This window comes from Terrihabitans soli, assembly GCF_014191545.1.
Lineage (GTDB): Bacteria > Pseudomonadota > Alphaproteobacteria > Rhizobiales > Methylopilaceae > Flaviflagellibacter > Flaviflagellibacter soli.
In genome coordinates, this window is sequence record NZ_AP023361.1 from 2,576,039 (window position 1) to 2,596,142 (window position 20,104).

Annotated in this window: 21 protein-coding genes, 1 tRNA gene and 1 riboswitch; of the genes, 9 read left to right on the forward strand and 13 right to left on the reverse strand. The window is 61.7% G+C overall.

Annotated features, from left to right (window positions below; genetic code table 11):
* Window positions 1–31 precede the first annotated feature (31 nt).
* Window positions 32–1,378: a UDP-glucose dehydrogenase family protein gene (locus IZ6_RS13445; RefSeq protein WP_222875555.1), complete on the reverse strand. Its 1,347-nt coding sequence runs from the start codon at window positions 1,376–1,378 to the stop codon at window positions 32–34.
* A 486-nt stretch (window positions 1,379–1,864) separates the two neighbouring features.
* Between IZ6_RS13445 and IZ6_RS13450 the strand changes: the two genes are divergently transcribed.
* Window positions 1,865–2,590, forward strand: a complete 726-nt coding sequence (locus IZ6_RS13450; protein ID WP_222875556.1) for a sugar transferase — start codon at window positions 1,865–1,867, stop codon at window positions 2,588–2,590.
* A 468-nt stretch (window positions 2,591–3,058) separates the two neighbouring features.
* Here the strand turns inward: IZ6_RS13450 and IZ6_RS13455 are convergent, their stop codons facing one another.
* On the reverse strand, window positions 3,059–3,589 hold the full coding sequence (locus IZ6_RS13455) for a hypothetical protein (protein WP_222875557.1): 531 nt from the start codon (window positions 3,587–3,589) through the stop codon (window positions 3,059–3,061).
* Window positions 3,590–3,798: 209 nt separating this feature from the next.
* Between IZ6_RS13455 and IZ6_RS13460 the strand changes: the two genes are divergently transcribed.
* Window positions 3,799–4,434: a glycosyltransferase family 32 protein gene (locus IZ6_RS13460; RefSeq protein WP_222875558.1), complete on the forward strand. Its 636-nt coding sequence runs from the start codon at window positions 3,799–3,801 to the stop codon at window positions 4,432–4,434.
* Between the two features lie 32 nt (window positions 4,435–4,466).
* Here the strand turns inward: IZ6_RS13460 and IZ6_RS13465 are convergent.
* The 5 genes from IZ6_RS13465 to IZ6_RS13485 form a co-directional block, all read right to left on the reverse strand.
* Window positions 4,467–4,541 (reverse strand) — tRNA-Gly (locus IZ6_RS13465).
* A 26-nt stretch (window positions 4,542–4,567) separates the two neighbouring features.
* The gene (locus IZ6_RS13470) at window positions 4,568–4,771 is read right to left on the reverse strand and encodes a dodecin family protein (RefSeq protein WP_222875559.1); all 204 of its coding nucleotides are present in this window, start codon (window positions 4,769–4,771) and stop codon (window positions 4,568–4,570) included.
* Between the two features lie 83 nt (window positions 4,772–4,854).
* On the reverse strand, window positions 4,855–5,421 hold the full coding sequence (locus IZ6_RS13475) for a hypothetical protein (protein ID WP_222875560.1): 567 nt from the start codon (window positions 5,419–5,421) through the stop codon (window positions 4,855–4,857).
* A gap of 75 nt (window positions 5,422–5,496) precedes the next feature.
* Window positions 5,497–5,805, reverse strand: coding sequence for a DUF1648 domain-containing protein (locus IZ6_RS13480; protein ID WP_222875561.1), 309 nt, complete (start codon window positions 5,803–5,805; stop codon window positions 5,497–5,499).
* Window positions 5,806–5,874: 69 nt separating this feature from the next.
* Complete coding sequence (locus IZ6_RS13485) at window positions 5,875–6,984, reverse strand: 2'-deoxycytidine 5'-triphosphate deaminase (RefSeq protein WP_225873910.1); 1,110 nt, start codon at window positions 6,982–6,984, stop codon at window positions 5,875–5,877.
* A 58-nt stretch (window positions 6,985–7,042) separates the two neighbouring features.
* A riboswitch (SAM riboswitch) is annotated at window positions 7,043–7,121 on the forward strand.
* Between the two features lie 42 nt (window positions 7,122–7,163).
* Between IZ6_RS13485 and IZ6_RS13490 the strand changes: the two genes are divergently transcribed.
* The 5 genes from IZ6_RS13490 to IZ6_RS13510 all read left to right on the forward strand — a co-directional run bounded on the left by IZ6_RS13490 (window position 7,164) and on the right by IZ6_RS13510 (window position 12,837).
* Window positions 7,164–8,363, forward strand: a complete 1,200-nt coding sequence (locus IZ6_RS13490) for an O-succinylhomoserine sulfhydrylase (RefSeq protein ID WP_222875562.1) — start codon at window positions 7,164–7,166, stop codon at window positions 8,361–8,363.
* 83 nt (window positions 8,364–8,446) lie between these two features.
* On the forward strand, window positions 8,447–8,839 hold the full coding sequence (apaG, locus tag IZ6_RS13495) for a Co2+/Mg2+ efflux protein ApaG (protein ID WP_222875563.1): 393 nt from the start codon (window positions 8,447–8,449) through the stop codon (window positions 8,837–8,839).
* A 63-nt stretch (window positions 8,840–8,902) separates the two neighbouring features.
* Window positions 8,903–10,354 carry a TrkH family potassium uptake protein gene (locus IZ6_RS13500; RefSeq protein WP_222875564.1) on the forward strand — a complete coding sequence of 484 codons (1,452 nt, stop codon included), beginning with the start codon at window positions 8,903–8,905 and terminating at the stop codon, window positions 10,352–10,354.
* A 9-nt stretch (window positions 10,355–10,363) separates the two neighbouring features.
* Window positions 10,364–11,524: an acetylornithine deacetylase gene (gene argE, locus IZ6_RS13505; protein ID WP_222875565.1), complete on the forward strand. Its 1,161-nt coding sequence runs from the start codon at window positions 10,364–10,366 to the stop codon at window positions 11,522–11,524.
* Between the two features lie 26 nt (window positions 11,525–11,550).
* Complete coding sequence (locus IZ6_RS13510; protein WP_222875566.1) at window positions 11,551–12,837, forward strand: NAD(P)/FAD-dependent oxidoreductase; 1,287 nt, start codon at window positions 11,551–11,553, stop codon at window positions 12,835–12,837.
* A gap of 3 nt (window positions 12,838–12,840) precedes the next feature.
* Here the strand turns inward: IZ6_RS13510 and IZ6_RS13515 are convergent, their stop codons facing one another.
* From IZ6_RS13515 to IZ6_RS13525, 3 genes are read right to left on the reverse strand one after another with little or no spacing between them, the layout of a single operon-like run.
* Window positions 12,841–13,782, reverse strand: coding sequence for an Hsp33 family molecular chaperone (locus tag IZ6_RS13515; RefSeq protein WP_222875567.1), 942 nt, complete (start codon window positions 13,780–13,782; stop codon window positions 12,841–12,843).
* Between the two features lie 42 nt (window positions 13,783–13,824).
* Complete coding sequence (gene argF, locus IZ6_RS13520; protein ID WP_222875568.1) at window positions 13,825–14,772, reverse strand: ornithine carbamoyltransferase; 948 nt, start codon at window positions 14,770–14,772, stop codon at window positions 13,825–13,827.
* Window positions 14,769–15,971 (reverse strand): aspartate aminotransferase family protein, encoded by a 1,203-nt coding sequence (locus IZ6_RS13525; protein ID WP_222875569.1) that lies wholly within the window; start codon window positions 15,969–15,971, stop codon window positions 14,769–14,771. The genes argF and IZ6_RS13525 overlap by 4 nt, the downstream gene beginning before the upstream one ends.
* 375 nt (window positions 15,972–16,346) lie before the next feature.
* On the opposite strand from IZ6_RS13525, the gene IZ6_RS13530 reads away from it, so the two are divergent.
* Both IZ6_RS13530 and IZ6_RS13535 read left to right on the forward strand, forming a co-directional pair.
* Entirely contained in the window at window positions 16,347–16,850 is a 504-nt protein-coding gene (locus IZ6_RS13530) for a GcrA family cell cycle regulator (RefSeq protein ID WP_222877637.1), read from the forward strand.
* 86 nt (window positions 16,851–16,936) lie between these two features.
* Window positions 16,937–17,227 carry a DUF1330 domain-containing protein gene (locus IZ6_RS13535; RefSeq protein WP_222875570.1) on the forward strand — a complete coding sequence of 97 codons (291 nt, stop codon included), beginning with the start codon at window positions 16,937–16,939 and terminating at the stop codon, window positions 17,225–17,227.
* Window positions 17,228–17,239: 12 nt separating this feature from the next.
* On the opposite strand, the gene phoB is transcribed toward IZ6_RS13535, so the two are convergent.
* From phoB to IZ6_RS13550, 3 genes are all read right to left on the reverse strand, one after another.
* On the reverse strand, window positions 17,240–17,941 hold the full coding sequence (phoB, locus tag IZ6_RS13540) for a phosphate regulon transcriptional regulator PhoB (protein WP_222875571.1): 702 nt from the start codon (window positions 17,939–17,941) through the stop codon (window positions 17,240–17,242).
* A gap of 1 nt (window position 17,942) precedes the next feature.
* Window positions 17,943–18,656, reverse strand: a complete 714-nt coding sequence (gene phoU / locus IZ6_RS13545; protein ID WP_222875572.1) for a phosphate signaling complex protein PhoU — start codon at window positions 18,654–18,656, stop codon at window positions 17,943–17,945.
* Between the two features lie 75 nt (window positions 18,657–18,731).
* Window positions 18,732–20,027 (reverse strand): ATP-binding protein, encoded by a 1,296-nt coding sequence (locus tag IZ6_RS13550; protein ID WP_222875573.1) that lies wholly within the window; start codon window positions 20,025–20,027, stop codon window positions 18,732–18,734.
* Window positions 20,028–20,104: the final 77 nt, after the last annotated feature.

Genomic DNA, 20,104 nt, shown 5'->3' on the forward strand with positions numbered 1-20,104 from the left:
CGAAGCCACGCCCCGGACCTTCGCCAAGGCCTTACTCGGCGGCGTCCTTGATGCCCGCCATATGCCGGTTTTTCGGGCGACCGATGCTCGAATAGCTGAAACCGTGCTTTGCGAGTTCGTCACCCTGATAGATGTTGCGGAGATCGACGATGACCGGCGCGCTCATGACATCGCGCAAACGTTTGAAGTCGAGCGCGCGAAACTGGTTCCACTCCGTGACGATACAGATCGCATCGGCACCTTCGGCCGCCTCGTACGGACCTTCTGCAAAATCGATCCCCGGGGGCAGAATTTTTTTTGCATGTCCCATGCCTTCGGGATCGTAGGCCTGAATTTTCGCACCAAGATCGACCAGCGCCTGCGCAATGGCGATTGACGGCGCATCGCGCATGTCATCCGTCATGGGTTTGAAGGTCAGGCCCAGCATGCCGATCGTCTTGCCGCGCACACTGCCGCCGCATGCAGCAACCACTTTGCGCGCCATTGCGCGCTTGCGCTGCGTATTGACCTCAACCGTCGTTTCGATGAGCCGGATCGGCGAGCCCGCATCCTGCGCGGTTTTTACGAGAGCCAGCGTATCCTTCGGAAAACAGGACCCCCCATATCCCGGCCCAGCATGAAGGAATTTGGCGCCTATGCGCTTGTCAAGACCGATGCCGTTTGCAACCTCCTGAACATTGGCGCCGACGCTTTCGCAAAGATCGGCGACCTCGTTGATGAAGGTGATTTTCATCGCGAGAAAGGCATTGGCTGCGTATTTGATGAGCTCGGACGTGCGCCGGTCGGTGAAAACGAGCGGCGCCTTGTTGAGGTAGAGCGGCCGGTACACCTCGGCCATGACCTCGCGTGCCCGCTCGTCCTCGAGGCCGACGACGATACGGTCCGGCCGCTTGAAGTCGTCAATCGCCGCTCCTTCCCGCAGGAATTCCGGGTTTGAAACCACCGCGACATCGGCGAGCGGATTGGCCTCGGCGATGATCCGGTCGACTTCGTCGCCAGTGCCGACGGGAACCGTCGATTTGGTGACAACGACCGTGAAGCCTTTCACCGCCGACGCGATCTCGCGGGCCGCGCTGTAGACATAAGAGAGATCCGCATGGCCGTCGCCGCGCCGGGACGGCGTGCCGACGGCGATGAAGACGACATCGGCTTCCCCGACGGAGGTGGCGATATCGGTGCTGAAGGACAGGTTGCCGGATCTGACATTGCGCTGGACGAGCTCGTCGAGACCCGGCTCGTAGATCGGAATGCGCCCCTCCTTCAGGGCGGCGATCTTGTCGTGCGCCTTGTCGACGCAAATGACGTCATGGCCGAAATCGGCGAAGCAAACGCCCGATACGAGGCCGACATAACCTGACCCGATCATCGCAATACGCATATGGCACCCCCACAAAGGGGCACCCCACGCAAAAGGTGAGCCAATCGACCGCCACATCCCTGCGTGTGCCCCGCGCCGGCCGGCCGAGGTGCGACAAATAGGTCAATTTTTGGTTGTTTTGGTCACATTGAATGCAACCAAGCAGTAAGGGTTTGCGGCGGCTTAAAACAGCCAGAGGGCTAGGGCGCCCCAGACCGCAAAGGAAACAGCGAAGGCTACAAATAGGCCTATCCGACGGACAGGCCGCAAGGATTTGTATTCGGCCTCGGTTTTGATCGCCGCCAGATCACGCAGTGCAAGCTCTGGTGGAGCCGGAGTTTTTTCACGGAAAAAGGACCGTACTGCGGCGGCCTGTCGCATACGCAACGCCATTTGCATAGCTCCTTTGCAATAACGCTTATTCTTCCATGGGTTAAGTATGCGTAAACTTTCGTCGAAAGATTAAGTAAAACCTCTATGCTGGCTGCAACCTGAAAGGGCGTGCTGATGGCAACGACGGAAACCCTGGGCTCTCCTCTGGCGCCGATCTTCGCGCCGAGCGTGGGCTCGTCAGCTAAGCTTTCCGCAGCCCCTCGCCGCTCTGCGGGTACTTACGACCTTCTGTTGCGCTCAGCCGATCAGGCTAATTCATCCCTCCTCAAGCGCGTGCTCGACATTTTCGGCAGTCTCGCGCTCCTGCTGTTCCTGCTTCCGACATTCGCGTTGATCGCGATCGCCATTAAGCTCGACAGCCCGGGCCCGGTATTCTTCCGTCAGGAACGTTACGGCCGCGGCTGCAAGATTTTCCGCATGTTCAAGTTCCGCTCCATGGTCTGCATGGAATCGACCGGCGCCTTCGTTCAGGCCAGCCAGGACGATTGCCGCATTACGCGGGTCGGACGGTTTTTGCGGGCGACGAGCCTCGACGAGCTGCCGCAGCTGATCAACGTGCTGCGGGGCGAGATGTCCGTCGTTGGACCGCGTCCACACGCCGTTGCGATGGACGACTATTTCGCTGCCAGCTTTCCGAATTACATGAGCCGCTATCTCGTGCGGCCCGGTTTGACCGGCCTTGCGCAGATTAGTGGCTATCGCGGTCCGACGGTCGGCCTGGAGCCCATCCGCCGGCGGGTGAAATGCGACCTCGCCTATATCCGCCGCTGGTCCCTGTTGTCGGACATGAAAGTCCTTGTACGTACCCCTCTGTCTCTCTTCGGTCCTAACGCGTTCTGAAAACACGGACTGCGCGAAAAGGCTTTCGATGCCCGCGACAACCGCGACAGACATTGTACCGACCGTCGGCGTTAGCGTATTTTTGGTCTGACAAATTCTTGCAGCCAGCATCTGTTCATGACCTGACTAACCCAGCAGCCAAAACGCCACGCAACCGATCATCGCCCAGAGCGCCACGCTGATCTCCAGCGCGAAGGTCACCCTCGAATGGGTCATCGTCTCCTCCCCTCTCGCCCGGTTACCCGGTGCTTTTCACATAGGTTAATTTGCCCGCGTTTATTCGCAAGCGCGCCGTGTGACAAATTCATTAATATTTCCTAACGGTGGGTATGGGATGGCCTGCCAACGCGCCCTCGCGCTGACCGAACGCCCTAAGTCTTTATGAGAACACAGTTTTTCCACACATCGCATCGACGTCCCAGCGGCGAAAACAGCGGCCGCCGCGGAGGGATAGCGCGCGTTCGGGCGTCAGGGGATGACAGACGCGAATATCCCGAAATGACGGTCCTGCGCCGACTGGAATGCCGACCTGCGCGCCTCGTTGTTATCGCCGGACGCAGGCTCGGCCCAACCGCCGGCAAGAAGCGTGACGCCCGCATCCTCATTTCCCTTCCGGCATGACGCGCGCTCGCCTTCAACATCGCAGGACACGCCTTTGCTGAAGTAGGCGCGCCAGGCCATAAACGCCCGTACGCCACACGCCCATTTCCTGTTGAGAGGCGTTTCGCAAATACGCTTCGGCTCGATGAGCCTTATTCCCTCAAGCGAGGAAACGGTGCTGTCGATCACCAGCCTTCCGTCCCTCAGAACCTTTATCTGCTGAAGCTTGATCCTTGCCGCTTCCGGCGGCGGTTTGAGCTTCTCGTAATCGACCCAGTTGCCAGGGCCGACGGGCACCGTGATGCGCGGTGATATGTTGCGGATAGGCGCCTCTTCCGCCGCAGCAAAGCTGGCGGGAGCAAGCAGCGCAATAAGGACAAGTACAGCCCGGCTCATCATATCGCCCTCAGTACCGACTGGCAGCGGCGCCCGGCCGCATCCTCGGCACGCCTGGAAATGCTGTGCTGGCCCACAGGTACTTTTCATTATATCTTCGACCAAGAACATTCCCGGGGCGTCGCGTTTTGATTCCAAAAATCATACACCAGACCGCGCCGACCAAAACGCTCAGCTGGGAAGAGCGGGTGCTGAAGCGGCGCGCGCAAAGAATGCTCCCGGAGTGGGAGTTCCTCCTCTGGGACGATGCCGATCTCGACACGCTGTTTGCAAAATCCTATCCGCACTATGTCGATGCCTATCGCCGGATCGCGAGCGGGGTCATCCGTTCGGACCTCGGGCGGCTGGCTTTCCTCCACCACATCGGAGGATTTTATTTCGACACGGATTATCTGCTGTACAAGCCCATCCCCCAGGAGTTTCAGGCCGCCTCGTGCATACTGCCGATCGAGACGGGCACATCCTGGGATCAACGCGAGTTCCGGATCGGAAACTGCTTCATGGCAGCTGCGCCGGGCCATAAATTCTTCGGCGATTATCTTGCCCATGCCTTCAGCAAAGATCCGGCGGCCCCCGAGCATTACGCAACGGCCGTCGGCGTCGCCGGGCCCTATGCGATCTCGCAGTACCTACAGGCACACAGAAACGAATATCCCGATATCGTCTTCGCCGCACAGGATATCTTTCTTCCTGCCAAGAACCGGCGAACCGCCGAGACGGTGGGTGCCCATCTATGCTGGGGATCCTGGCGGAAGAAGTCGCTGGTGAAAGCGATGCGCACGCTTGCACGTCGCAAAGCGAATGCGATCTGGCCCTTGTTTGCCGACGCGCTGGCAAAGCGGGCATAACCAGGCCGCAAGAGGCCGCATATAAGATTTCTTGGAGCGGGCGATGGGAGTCGAACCCACGACATTCAGCTTGGGAAGCTGACGTTCTACCTCTGAACTACGCCCGCTCTGCCCCTTTCGGGATCGGCACTATTTAATCTGCAAGGACGAAAGTCACCATCATATTCACGCGGTAGCCGGTGATCTTGCCATCATTGATCTGAACCTTCTGCTCCTTGATCCAGGCGCCCTCGACATTTTCGAGCGTCTTGGAGGCGCGGGCGATGCCGACATTAATTGCGTCTTCAAAGCTCTTTTTCGAGGCCGAGGTGATCTCGATGACTTTTGCGACCGACATGGAACTCTCCTGTTGAGCCCCCGCCCGCACCCACTGTCGCGAGGTTAGGTGAAGGCGTCAACCGAGAGGGCCAGAAGCGAAAATTACAGCGCTTCGAGCTTGTCGAAGTCGATGGCGTTGGCATAGGCCGTCTTGTCTTCCATCGAGCCCGAGCCGTCGATCGTCACAAGAAAGCGGTTGCCGACGACCAGCATGATCTGCCCGTCTTTGGTCTGCAGCGCCCGGTTTTTGCCGATCTTCGTCACCTTGCCCATGGCCGCGGCCAGGGCGGAATTGGCGAGCATCGGCATCACGGTCGCAAGCATGGGAGAATCTCCCATGATGTTGACCTCGACGTTCTGCCCGTCCTTTTCGTATTTGCGCCCGGCCTGAATGCCGCCGCCGAACATCGCGGCGCCCGCCGCATTGCTTTCGACATCGGCCGCCGTCCAGCCCGACAGGGCCTCGGGCAGAACCGCGCCCAGAGCACCGGCATTCTTCGCCGCAATCATCTGCGAAGCATCGTCCAGCGCAAGCTTTGCGGCGGCAAGATCGCCGCTGGCATAGGCCTTCAGCGCCTCGTTGATCTGATCCTCGACCTCGTCGGCGAAAGCCGGCGTGACGATGAGAACCGCCGCGGCAAACGCCGCGCCCAAAAACACATTGCGCATGAAAACCTCCGGGGAACGGCCGGCATGAAACCCGTTGGGCGGCTTTAAATCAAGCCGATCCGATCAGATCGCAAATCAACGGGCCCGCTTCTTCTGCCAGCGGTTGAGCAGGAAAAGATGAAGCAGCTGGCCGAAAAAGACGCCGCCCACCGCCGCAAGACGCACCCAGTGCGGCGCCTCGGCGGGCAGCGCAATCGCGACAAGAGCGAGAACGAAAAGCCCGACAAAGACCGGAAAGCCGAAGGCGACAAAGCGCGGCGCATACCAGGTCGGATGGCCTTTGAAATCCCACTGCATGGGAATGCGCGCCGCTTTCATGCGGAGAGCCGCCGCAAAAGCGATCAACAGCATGGCGGCCAGGATGATGAAGGGGAGATACGTCATCGAAGCTCTTCTCAAACGGCGCGGAACGGTCTCGACCCTAACGCGCCGCTTGGCCGCAATGCAACCGGCTCAGGGCAGACGGAAATGCTTCGACAGCTTCAGGCCCTGCGCCTGATAATTCGAGCCGAGATCCTGTCCGTACAGCGTGTCGGGCCGGGCCGCGAGCTTCTCATAGACGAGACGCCCGACCGTCTGGCCGTGTTCGAGAATGAACGGGACTTCATGGCTGCGCACTTCGAGCACGGCGCGCGCGCCCTTGCCGCCCGAACCTGCATGGCCGAAGCCCGGATCGAAGAAGCCGGCATAGTGGACGCGGAATTCGCCGACCAGAGGGTCAAACGGCACCATCTCCGCCGCATAATCCGGCGGCACATGCACCGCCTCATTGGACGCAAGAATGTAGAACTCGCCGGGATCGAGAATGAGCTTGCCGTCGCGCGAGGAGACCGGCTCCCAGAAATCATGGACCTCGTAGCCGTTGACCTTTTCGACATCGATCACGGCGGTGTGGCGCTTGGCGCGATAGCCGACACGATGTTCGCGGCCGCGCCCGTCGAGATCGACGGTGACGGAAATGCCGTCGCGCAGATCCGGCTGATCCGTATCGACAAGACGTTCTTTCGCCTGCAGAGCCCGCATCTCTTCCGGCGACAGAGAAATATCGCCTCTGCGGAAACGGATCTGCGACAGGCGCGAACCCATGCGCACAAGCACCGGGAAGGTGCGCGGCGACACTTCGGCCCAGAGCGGGCCGGCATAGCCTTCGGGAACCGTATCGAAACCGCGCGTGCCGTCGGCGATCACACGCGTAAATACGTCAAGGCGCCCGGTGGAACTTTTCGGGTTCGTCGCCGCAAGAATGCCTTTCGGCAAAGCGAGGCCTTCGAGCAGCGGGATGAGATAGACGCAGCCCGTCTCCAGCACCGCGCCCTGCTCCAGGCTGAATTCGTGCAGCAGCACATCGTTCAGCCGCTCGCGCACCGTCTGGCCGGGCCCCGGCAGAAAGCTGGCGCGGACGCGATAGGCTTTGGGCCCAAGGCGCAGATCGAGGGACGCCGGCTGGATCTGCCGGTCGAGCAAAGGGGCGCCGAGGCTGATGGCGCCCTCATCGATCAGGGCGCGGATTGCCTGGGCCGGGGCAATGCCGGGCTTTTCGGTCATCGGGATACGGTCCAACATACCGTTTCCGTTAGCAAATGGGCCGGATTGACGCCACGGCAGGGCAGGAGTACCACCTCCCTTATCCCGTGGTGATTTGAGCCGGCCGGCTTGCAGCCACGTAAAACAAGTCGCTAAAAGGCCGTTGCGCGAAGGGGTTAGCCCCCTCGCCGCGCCGCGGCCCCGAATTCGAGGACCGCATGGCACAAAAGCCCAATTTGCCCTCCCGCAAGCTGAAACCCGCAACCCTTGCGGTGCATGACGGCACGCTGCGCAGCCAGTTCGGAGAGACATCCGAAGGGCTGTTCCTGACGCAGGGCTATGTCTACGAATCCATGGAGCAGGCCGAGGCCCGTTTCAACAATACGGATCCGGGCTTCCAATATTCCCGCTTCTCGAACCCGACCGTGTCGATGTTCGAAAAGCGCATGGCCTCGCTGGAAGGCGCCGACGATGCGCGCGCCACCGCGACCGGCATGGCGGCGGTGACGGCCTCGCTCCTGTCCTGGGTGAACGCCGGCGATCATATCGTTGCGGCGAAAGCCTTGTTCGGCTCGTGCCGTTACATCGTGGAAGATCTCGCGCCGCGTTTCGGCATCAACTCGACGCTCGTCAACGGCGCGGACCTCGACGCCTGGCGCGCCGCTGTGAAGCCGAACACGAAGGCTTTCTTTCTCGAAACGCCGACCAATCCGACGCTCGAAATCTACGACATCGCGGCGATCGCCGAGATCGCGCACAAGGCCGGTGCAAAACTCGTCGTCGACAATGTGTTCGCAACGCCGATCTTCCAGAAACCTTTGGCGCTTGGCGCCGACATCGTCTGCTATTCGGCAACGAAGCATATCGACGGCCAGGGCCGCGTTTTGGGCGGCGTCGTACTCGGCTCGAACGAATTCGTCTCCGGCCCGCTGCAGATGTTTCTGCGCCAGACGGGCCCTTCGCTCTCGCCCTTCAATGCCTGGGTGATGCTCAAGGGCCTTGAGACTCTGGCGCTGCGCGTCGAGCGGCAGGCTGAGAGCGCGGGCAAGATCGCGGACTTTCTCGCAAAGCACCCGAAAGTGACGCGCGTCTACTATCCGTTCCGCGAGGATCACCCGCAGGTCAAGCTTGCGAAAAAACAGATGAGTTCCGGCTCGACTCTTGTGTGCTTCAACATCAAGGGCGCGAAGAAGGAAGCTTTCGCTTTTGGAGGCGCGCTGGAGATCGTCAAGATCACCAACAATCTCGGCGATGCGAAAAGCCTCATCACCCATCCGGCGACGACGACGCATCAGCGCCTCACACCGGACGCGCGGGCCGAGCTCGGCATCACCGATGCGATGCTGCGACTCTCGGTCGGCCTCGAAGATCCGGACGATCTCATCGAGGACCTCGACCTCGCCCTCAAGAACGTCTGAGGCACAAAATAAGGCCGTCCGGCATAGCTGGGCGGCCTGTTTCGTTCACTGGCGCGAGGCGGATAAGGCCGTATAATTCAACCATGTACCAGGCCAAAACCCGCGACATCCGCATTACCGTGACGCCAAAATTCCTCCAAAAGGAATCCGCCCCGGACAAGAACCATTTCGTCTGGTCCTATTCGATCGAGATCGAAAATCAGGGCGCGGAAACGGTGCAGCTCGTCTCGCGCTACTGGAAAATCACCGATGGCGCCGGAAAGGTGCAGGAGGTCGAGGGGCCGGGTGTTGTCGGTGAACAGCCGGTGCTCAATCCCGGCAGCAGCTTTTCCTACACAAGCGGCGTGCCGCTCACGACCTCATCCGGCTTCATGCTCGGTCATTATGTGATGGTGACCGACGAGGGCGAAAGTTTTGAGGCCGAGGTTCCGGCCTTTTCGCTCGACAGCGCCGATGAGCGGCGCAGCGTCCACTGATACGGCCCGCACCCTCCCTCGGGACATGCTATAGCGTGCGCCCTTCTTCCTCGCAGGTGAGCCGTGCCTGATTTTCGGCCCATACGAACCATTGTCGGCGCCTTCATCGCCCTCCTCGGCGGGCTGATGATCATTCCGGCCATTGCCGATCTTGTCGCCGGCCACAAAGACTGGGTCGTGTTCGCGGCGTCATCCGGCGCGTCGATCTTCGTCGGCCTCGGGCTCTGGGCGTCGGGCCGCACCAGCGAAAAAACCGTGCTCACCGTGCGGCAGACTTTTCTTCTCACTGTGATTTCCTGGGTGACGCTCTGCGGCTTTGCCGCCCTGCCCTTCATGTGGTCCGAGCCGGGACTCACCGTGACGCAGGCTTTCTATGAAGCGACCTCCGGCATCACGACGACAGGCTCGACCGTTCTTGCCGGGCTCGACAATCTGCCGCCGGGAATTTTGCTGTGGCGCGCCATCCTGCATTTTTACGGCGGCATCGGCGTCATCGTCATTGCTATTGCCGTTCTGCCCATGCTGCGCATCGGCGGCATGCAGCTCTTCCGCGCCGAAAGCTCCGACCGTTCGGAAAAAATATTCCCGGCAGCTGCGCAGATCGCCGGCTGGATTTTCGGCGTGTACCTCACGCTCAATCTTGCCTGCGCTGTCGCCTATATGCTCGCCGGCATGACGCCTTTCGATGCGCTCATCCACGGCATGTCGACGGTCGCGGCCGGCGGCTTTGCCGCTTACGACAAATCGCTCGCCTATTTCGACAATGCGGCGGTCGACTGGATTGCCGTCACCTTCATGCTCGCGGCATCGCTGCCTTTTGTTCTCTACATTCACGCGCTGCGCGGACGGCCGGGGCGCCTTTGGGAGAGCTCGGAAGTGCGGCTCTTTCTCGCGATCTTCGTCATCGCAACGGCGCTTGTCTGGGGCTATCTCGAAATCTCAGGCATTGCGAGCGACGGCACCGCCTTCCGCTGGGCGGCGTTTCATGTCGCCAGCCTGATTTCAACCACCGGCCTTGCGACGCAGGATTATGCGCTGTGGGGACCGTTTACCGATGTCATCTTTTTTCTTCTGATGTTCATCGGCGGCTGCACCGGCTCGCCCGCCGGCGGCATCAAGGTTCTCCGCTTTCTCATCGTCGGCAAAGCCATCGCGCAGCAGATGCGGCGCATGCTTTATCCGAACGGCGTTTTCCCGCTGATCTATGAAGGCCACACGCTGCCCGACGATGTCGTGCGCTCGGTCACGACCTTCATCATCGTCTATATCCTCGCCTTTGCGCTTCTGACGCTCGGTATCAGCGCGACGGGTCTGGATTTCCGCACCGCGCTGTCGGCGGTCGGCGCCAATCTTTCCAATGCCGGGCCGGGCCTCGGGCCCCTCATCGGCCCTGTCGGCAATTACGGCTCGCTCAGCGATCCGGCGCTCTGGATTTTGTCTTTCGCGATGCTGCTCGGCCGTCTTGAGCTGTTCACGATCCTCATTCTCTTCCTGCCGCGCTTCTGGCGTCCGTAAAGGCTGACCATGCGCCCCTCGCCTGAGACCATCGGCATTCTGAAAGACCTCGTCGCCTTCGACACGACGAGCAAGCTGTCGAACCGCGCGCTGATCGATTGGGTGCAGAATTATCTGCGCCGCCACCGCGTCGCCTCGACCGTTGTGCCGAATGCGCAGGGCGACAAGGCGCTGCTCTTTGCCCGCATCGGCCCGGAGACCGGGCCGTCAATCGCGCTCTCCGCCCACACCGATGTCGTGCCAGTCACCGGCCAGCAATGGACGAGCGATCCCTTCACCCTCACCGAACGCGACGATAAACTGTACGGACGCGGCTCCTGCGACATGAAAGGCTTTATCGCCGTCGTGCTCGCGGCCGTTCCGGCCCTCACCGCAAAGCCGCTGAAGCGGGCGGTGCAGATCGTTCTGACTTACGACGAAGAAACCTCGATGGACGGGGTCGCCCATGCGCTGCGCGAGCTCGGCGTCGCCTGGACCAAACCGGACGCCGTCATCGTCGGCGAGCCGACTTTGATGGAAGTCGTCGACGCGCATCTGTCGATTGCGGGCGTGCGCATGATCATCCACGGACGCGCCGCCCATTCCAGCCTTCCGCATCTTGGCGCGAGCGCCATTTTCGCCGCACAGGAAATCATGACCGAACTCGTCAAAGTCAAAGACGAGTTTCAGGCAGCGGGCGATCCGACGGGCCGTTTCACACCGCCCTATTCGACGCTGAATATCGGCCGTCTCGACGGCGGCACCGCGCACAATATTCTGGCCGAGCGCTGCCGCATTGAATTTTCCATGCGCGGCGTTCCGGGCTGCGATCTGGAAGCGGCCATCGATCGCGTCATCGCCTTTGCAGAAGGCCCGGTGCTGGCGAAAATGCGCGAGACCGCGCCGGAATCGAGCGTGGATATCCGCCGCTGGCTCACCGCGCCGGCGCTCGCGCCCGATCACGGTTCGGAAGCCGAAAAACTCGCAAAGCGTCTTGCGGGGAAGAATTCGACCACAACGGTCGCGTACGCAACAGAAGCCGGCTCCTTCCAGCGCGCCGGCCTCGGCACCGTTGTCTGCGGCCCGGGCTCCATCGATCAGGCGCATGCGCCGGATGAATTCATTTCACTCGATGAACTTGCGCGGGGCGAGGCTTTTCTTGCCCGCCTTGTCGAGGAATGCCAAAAATAGGCGGAGTTTAGAGTCCGGAGACCGTCATGGATCCGCGTACTGATGCTGAGCGTCCGCGTATCGTCATTATCGGCGGCGGATTCGGCGGACTGACCGTCGCGCAGAAACTTCACAAAGCCGAAACAAAGATCACGCTGATCGACCGGCGCAATCATCATCTGTTTCAGCCGCTGCTCTATCAGGTCGCGACCGCAGCTTTATCTCCGGCGCAGATCGCCCAGCCCATCCGGTTTATTTTTCGCGATCAGAAAAATGTCACCGTCATCCTCGACGAGGTGACCGGCGTCGAAGGCAATCATGTCGTCACGCGCGATGCCGGGCTCATTCCCTTTGATTTTCTTGTTGTCGCCGCGGGAGCCTCGCACGCCTATTTCGGTCGCGACGATTGGAAGGATGTGGCGCCGGGGCTGAAGTCGCTGGAGGATGCCACAAATATCAGACGCCGCATTCTCGATGCGTTCGAGCGCGCCGAGATCGCACGCACCGATGAGGAGCGCGAGGCGCTGCTGACCTTCTGCATTGTCGGGGGTGGGCCGACCGGCGTAGAGATGGCGGGCTCCATCGTGGAACTCGCTTTCCGAACGCTTAAAGCTGAATTCCGCAATATCGACACGACGCGCTCGCGCGTCATCCTGATCGAAGCGGGACCGCGCATTCTCGCCAGCATGCCGGAAAAGCTCTCTTCGAAAGCGCAGCAGGGTTTGGAGCGGCTCGGCGTCATCGTCCGCACCGGCAGCGCGGTCACCGAATGCCGGAACGACCGCATCGAACTCGGCACCGAACACATTCCCTGTCGCACCATCATCTGGGCCGCCGGCGTGAAAGCCGCGCCCGTTGGCGGATGGCTCGGCGCAAAACAGGATCGTGCGGGGCGCGTTGTGGTCGAACCCGATCTCAGCATCGCCGGCCAGCCCAATGTTTTTGTGATCGGCGACAATGCCGCTGTCTTTACGGCGGACGGATCACCGGTTCCCGGCATCGCTGCCGCCGCCAAACAGCAGGGCAAGTTCGTCGCGAAGAAGATCGCCGCGCGCCTTGCGGGAAAGCCGGAGAGTACCGACCCTTTCCGCTACATAAACCAGGGCAATCTCGCGACGATCGGACGAAGCGAAGCGGTTGCCGATCTCGGCCGGATAAAGCTCTGGGGCACGATCGCCTGGTTTTTCTGGGGCTTCGTGCACATTTTCTTCCTGATCGATTTCAGGAACCGGATATCCGTCTCGGTCGACTGGCTGTGGTCGTATCTGACCTTCGGCCGCGGCGCGCGCCTGATCACGCATCCGGCGCCGCCTGAGGCGCCGGATATTCCGTGATTTTCAGTTCGTCTCGATGCCGATCTCGCTGGGCGAGACGGTGTATTTCGTCGAGCAGAATTCGCAGGTGACGTTGATCTGCCCGTCATCGTCGATCATCGAGCGCTTCTCCTCATCGGTGAAGCTTTTCAGCATGCCGAGGATGCGCTCATCCGAACAGCGGCAGGAATGGCGAACCTCCTGCTGCTGGAAGACGCGCACGCCGCGTTCATGGAAGAGCCGGTAGAGAAGCTCCTCGCTCGCAATCGTCGGATCGATCAGCTCGTGATCTTCGACCGTCTCGACGAGCGATTTTGCTTCCGTCCACGCATCTTCGTCGTCGGCGGGCGGGGTAATGCCCTCCGGCACATCGCCGCCCGGCAGATCGCGCACGCTCTCGCCGGCTTCCGGCAAAAACTGCACGAGAATGCCGCCGGCGCGCCAGGCATGCTCGCCCGAGCCGAACGCTTCGGCGACCGCGAGCCTTACGCGGGTCGGAATTTGCTCCGACTGCTTGAAATATTCATGCGCGGCATCTTCGAGCCCCGCACCGTCGAGCGGCACGACGCCCTGATAGCGCGACATCTCGGCGCCCGGATCGATGGTCATGGCAAGATGGCCTTTGCCGAGGAGTTCTCCCGTCGGCGCGCCATTCGCGGCTTCAAGACGCTCTTTGTCGAAACGCGCATAGGCGCGCACGCGGTCCGGCGCTTCGAAATCGACGACGAGCATATCGATCGGGCCGTCGCTGCGCGTCTGCAGCTGGAAGCGGCCGTCGAGCTTCAACGAGGAGCCGAGCAGAACGGTGAGCGCCACGGCTTCGCCGAGCACTTTGGACACCGGCGCCGGATAGTCGTGGCGCGCCAGAACGGTGTCGATCGACGGGCCGAGCCGCACCACGCGGCCGCGCACGTCGAGCCCTTCGACCTGAAAGGGCAGGATGCGGTCATCGGAATTCGCGAGCATGTTTGTCCCTGGGTCCCGGGCGGACCCGAGAACATTCACAAATCAGGCCGGGAGCCGGTCAAAGCACCAGGCCAAAACACCCTTTTGCGCGTGGAGCCGGTTTTCGGCCTCGTCGAGGACGGCCGATTGCGGACTGTCGATCACCTCATCGGTGACCTCATCTCCACGATGCGCGGGCAGGCAATGCAGGAAGATGGCGTCGCGCTGCGCCGCTTTCAACAGGCGGGCGTTGACCTGATAGGGCTGGAGAAGGTTGTGGCGGCGCTCCTTCTCGGCATCGCCCATCGACACCCAGGTGTCGGTGACCACCGCATCGGCCCCGTCGACCGCCGCAAAGGCGTCCTGCGTCAGCTCGATGGAGGCGCCTTCCGTCTTGGCCCAGGCGATCAGCTCGGGCTTGGGCGCCAGCTCCTTGGGGGTGGCAATGCGCATCTTGAACCCAAAGCGCGCAGCCGCATGGATCCAGGAGGCCAGCACATTATTGGCGTCGCCCGTCCAGGCGACGGTGCGGTCCTTGATCGAACCGAGACGTTCTTCAAAGGTCATCACATCCGCCATGACCTGGCAGGGATGGGAGCTCTTGGTCAGGCCGTTGATCACCGGCACTTCGGCCCACTGGGCAAATTCGGCCAGCTTCGCGTGGTCGAGCATGCGGATCATGATGGCGTCGGCATAGCGCGACATGACGTGAGCCGTGTCCTTGAGCGCCTCGCGTTCGCCGAGTTCGATCTCTTTGCCGGTCACCATGATTGGGCTGCCGCCGAGATCGCGGATGCCAACCTCGAACGACATTCGGGTACGAAGGCTCGGCTGCTCGAAGATCAGAACGACATTCTTGCCCTCGAGCACGCGATCGGCCACCGCCGCTTTAGTGCGGCGGCGGGCTTTCATCGCCTTGCCGGCCTCCAGAATGGTGCGCAGAGTCGCGCCCGAAAAATCCGACAGATCCAGGAAGTTACGCGAAGGCTTGGTCACGACGTCTTCTTTCATTCGGCGGCACTCAGGCCCTGAGCCAGTTTTTTCTCCAGCGCGCCGAGGGCGGCGTCGATCTTCTCGACGCCCTCATCGATCTCGGCTTCGCTGACGATCAGCGGCGGCAGGAGCCGCACCACATTGTCTCCGGCCGGCACGCTGAGGACATGCCCTTCGGCCAGCGCGGCGACGACTTCGTTATTGGGAACAAGGCATTTCAGGCCGAGCATAAGGCCCTCACCCCGAATTTCGGTGACGGCCGCCGGATGGCGGTCGACGACGGCGGCGAGCTTCTGTTTCAGAAGAAGCCCCTTCTTCTTCACCGCGTCGAGAAAGCCCTTTTCGAGAATGACGTCGAGCACGGCATTGCCGACCGCCATGGCGAGCGGATTGCCGCCGAAGGTCGTGCCGTGCGAGCCGGCGGTCATGCCGGACGCGGCTTTTGCCGTTGCAAGGCAGGCGCCGACGGGGAAACCGCCGCCGAGCCCCTTGGCGAGCGACATGATATCGGGCGCAACGCCCGACAGCTCATAGCCGAAGAGATGGCCGGTGCGGCCGATGCCGGTCTGCACTTCGTCATAGATGAGAAGGAGATCGTTCTCGTCGCAGGTCCGGCGCAGGAATTTGAGGAAGCTCGCGGGCACCGGACGGATGCCGCCCTCGCCTTGCACCGGTTCGATGATAATGGCCGCGGTCTCAGGCGTGACCGCAGCGAGCACGGCCTTCTCGTCGAAGTCGGCGATCTGGTCGAAACCGTCGACCTTGGGGCCGAAGCCGTCGAGATGTTTGGCGCTGCCGCCGGCGGAGATCGTCGCGAGCGTGCGGCCGTGGAAAGCGCCGGCAAAGGTGATGGTGCGCCATTTTTCCGGATGGCCGGCCGCGGATTGATATTTCCGCGCCATTTTCAAAGCGGCTTCATTGGCCTCAGCGCCGGAATTCGCAAAGAACACCATTTCGGCGAAGCTGTTTTCGACAAGCCGCTGCGCCAGCCTCTCGCCATCCGGATTCTGGTAGAGATTTGAGATGTGCCAGAGCTTTGCTGCCTGCCCCTGCAGTGCAGCAACAAGATGAGGATGCGCGTGGCCGAGCGCGTTCACCGCGATGCCGGCGCCGAAGTCGAGATATCTCTCACCCGTGTCAGTGATCAGCCACACGCCCTCGCCCCGCTCGAAAGCAAGGTCGGCACGCGCAAAAACCGGCATCAGTGCGGACGTCACGTCATAATCCCCCAGGCCGAGCTGTGGCCCAAAAAGCGCAGAGGCGCCGCCCCGAAAAGCAGCACCTCTGTCAGCGCCGATTTTACGGCGCTAGAAGCCATAGTCAATCATCGGCAAATTCTCGGCAACCCCTTGCAAATCCAGCGTTCCCGGCGACGCTTCGGAGCTCTTTTCCCGGACGGTGGGGAAAACGAAGCGTTCACGGTTCAGACTCTTGCGGGGGAGTCTGCGCCTAGCTAGTTTACCTTCCGTTAAGCACGACATCTCGTGCGGCGGCGTTTTTAAAACTACTACGGACGGTAGGTTCTCCGACCCTTGCGCTTTGGTGCGGGAGGGTCGTCCCGACCGGATTCCGCGCACAGAACAGGAGCCATGATGAACTGGACCGATGAGCGGGTAGAGCTTCTCAAGAAGCTCTGGGCGGCGGGGTTGAGCGCCAGCCAGATCGCCGGCGAACTGGGCGGCATCACCCGCAATGCTGTGATCGGCAAGGTGCATCGTCTCGGCCTGTCGGGCCGCGCCAAGACGGTGTCGAGCGCCGCGCCGCGTCCGCGCAAGCCGCGTGCGCCGTCGCATCCCGCGTCGATGTTCCGTGTGCAGGGCAATACCGCGCTGCAGCCTTCGCGCCTGCCGGACCTCGATATCGAGCCGTTCATCCAGCCGGAAGTGCGCCCGATGCTCGAGCCGGTCTCGTGCGAACGCGTGACGATCATGGATCTGCGCGAAGCGATGTGCCGCTGGCCGCTGGGCGATCCGGGCAGCGAAGAATTTCGTTTCTGTGGATCACGCTCGAATAGTGCTTCTTCTTATTGCGGATATCATGCACAACTTGCGTATCAGCCGGCATCGGACCGCAGGCGGCGGACCGCGGCGGCCTAGCAAGGCAGCCGTTTCCGAGGCAATAAAGGCCGCATCGTAAGATGCGGCCTTTTATTTTGCCGTTTGCGCATGAAGGAGAAAACGAAATGGCCAAAGCCTATTGGGTCGCGACCTACCGTTCGATCGGCAATCCGGATGCGCTTGCGGCCTATGCCAAACTCAGCGGTCCGGCGATCGCGGCGGCCGGCGGTCGCATTCTGGCGCGCGGAATCCCAGCGCATGTCTATGAAGTGGGGCTTCTGCAGCGCACCGTTCTGATCGAGTTCGACTCTGTCGAGGCGGCGATGGCCGCTCATGACAGCCCGGCCTATCAGGATGCTTTGAAATTGTTGGCCGGTGGCGCCGAGCGCGACATCCGCATCGTCGAAGGCGTCTGAAACGCCTTCCGCTTACTGCATGCGGGCGAAATTCTCGTCAAAGGAATAGCCGGAACCGCGCACGGTGCGGATCGGATCGGGCTTGCGGCCGCGATTGATGATCTTACGCAGGCGTCCGACATGCACGTCGACGGTACGCTCATCGATATAGACGTCATGGCCCCAGACGCCGTCGAGCAATTGCTCACGGGTGAAGACGCGACCGGGCGTCTGCATCAGAAATTCGAGCAGGCGGAATTCGGTCGGGCCGAGATCCATTTCGCGGCCGGAGCGGCGCACGCGCTTGGTTTCGCGGTCAAGCTCGATATCGCCGGCCCGCAGCTGCGAAGAGATGTGCTCGGGCTTGGCTCTACGCAGAAGGCTGCGGACACGGGCCACAAGCTCGGGCACCGAGAAGGGCTTGACCACATAATCGTCGGCGCCGGTCGCAAGACCGCGCACGCGCTCACCTTCTTCGCCGCGCGCCGTCAGCATGATGATCGGCAGGCGCTCGGTTTCGGTGCGGGCACGCAGACGGCGGCAGAGCTCGATGCCGGAAATACCGGGCAGCATCCAATCGAGCAGAACGAGGTCGGGCATGCGCTCGCGCAGCCGCGTTTCGGCCTCGTCGCCGCGCGCGACGCTTTCGACTTCATAGCCTTCGGCTTCGAGATTGTAGCGGAGGAGCATGGTGAGAGGCTCCTCGTCCTCCACGATCATGACCCGCGCTGCCATCTTACTGCGCGCCTCCGAAAGCGAGCGTCGAGGTGAGGTCCTGTTTCGGACGCTCATCCGTCAGCATTTCGCCGGTGACGAGATAGTTGATCGTCTCGGCGATGTTCGTCGCGTGATCGCCGATACGCTCGACGTTCTTCGCGCAGAAGAGAAGATGGGTGGAGAAGCCGATATTGCGCGGATCTTCCATCATATAGGTGAGCAGCTCGCGGAAGAGCGAGGTGTAGAGGGCGTCGATCTCGCCGTCGCGCTGCCAGACTTCCAGAGCCTTGCCGGCATCGCGCCCCGAATAGGCGTCGAGCACTTTCTTGAGCTGGGCCAGGACCAGTTCGCCCATATGGTCGACGCCGCCGGCGATTTTCGGCGGCTGCAACTGACCCTCAATGGCGATGACGCGCTTGGCGATGTTCTTGGCGAGATCGCCGATGCGCTCAAGGTCGTTGGAGACGCGCAGCGCCGCGACGATTTCGCGAAGATCGACCGCCATAGGCTGCCGCTTGGCGATCGTCAGAACCGCCTTTTCTTCAATCTGGTGCTGCAGCCGGTCGATAACCCGGTCGGTCGCAATGATGCGCTGGGCGCCGTTGATGTCGCGCTTGAGGAGCGCGGCAATCGATTCCGCGACGAGCTTTTCAGCGAGACCGCCCATCTCCGCGATCATCTCGCTGAGACTTTTGAGGTCCTCGTCGAACTGTTTGACGATGTGTTCTGTCATGGCCAGCCAATCTGAGATGGGACCTGTTAATCAGCGATCAATGACGCTTCGATGACAGTCCGGAAAGCCCCTCAATCAGGCCCCGGTTTTCCCCTCATCGAGCTCAATCACCGCGGTAAAAATGGCGCCCTGGCCCTCGGGGCTCTCGATCAGGAGCCGGCCCCGATGCCGGGCCATAATATGCTTAACAATAGCAAGGCCTAAGCCCGTCCCGCCCTTTTCCCGGCTATCTCCGATATCGACCCGGTAGAAGCGCTCGGTCAGGCGCGGCAGATGCTCGGGCGGGATGCCGGACCCGTAGTCCCGGACGATGACCCGGGCTTCGCGGCTGTCGGTCCTGACCGTCACATCGACCCGTTTGCCGGACTGGCCGTATTTGATCCCGTTCTCGACGAGGTTCTCGACGACGCGGATCAGCTCGTCGCGGTCGCCGCGCGCCGGCGCCTTGCCGTCCGGGAAAGAGGTGACGATCTCGACATCGCGCTCGGCGGCCAGCGGCGCGAGACTGTCGAGGACACTTTTGGTGATCTCGACGAGATCGACCGGATCCTGCGGCCTCAAATGCTGGCGCTGCTCGATACGCGAGAGCTGAAGCAGATCGTCGACCAGCCGCGACATGCGCGCCGCCTGGCTCTTCATGATGTCGAGAAAACGCCCGCGCGCCTCGACGTCGTTGCGCGCCGGCCCCTGCAAAGTCTCGATAAAACCGAGCAAAGCGGCCAGCGGCGTGCGCAGCTCATGGCTGGCATTGGCGACGAAATCAACGCGCATCCGCTCGGCTCGGCGCAGATGCGTCAGATCGTGCAGCGCCACCATGACGAATTGCGGCTGGCCGTCATCGCGATCGGCCTGATTGAGCCAGACCGGACCGATCCGCGCTTCGATCCAGCGGTCGACCGGCACGCGTTCGACATATTCAACGACACGGCCTTCTCCCCCGGCGCCGACTTCGCGCACGGCTTCGAGGATTTCGGGCGTCCTGATCCAGAAGGACACAGGGTCCCCGCGCTTCAAGCCGCCGACCGCATGCGTTGCTGCCGTATTGAAGCCGAACACCGTGCCCCGCGCCGTGAGAAGAATCGCAGGTTCCAGCAAAGCTTCGAGCATGGCCGCGGAGGCCGGATCGTCGGAGGCGCCGGGTTTCCATTCGTTCGGCAAAGCACGGTCGGTCGCGGGCGGAATGGCGAGCGCCGCAAGGGTGACAATGGCGGTGCACAGAACCGCGCCCCAGGGCGAAACAAGGCCGAGCGTTGCCGCGGTCACAAACAAGAGAACGGAGGCCGCGATGGCCGCGCGATTGGCACGCAGCCGATCGAGGATCGTTGAGCCGATCGAAGTCAAACCCGCTTTCCCGTCTACGGTCGAGGACATGGTTTTAACCCCTGTTTGCAGGGACGAGGCCATGACTAGGTGACAGTGACATGACAGGGATCGGACAAAAGTCAAAA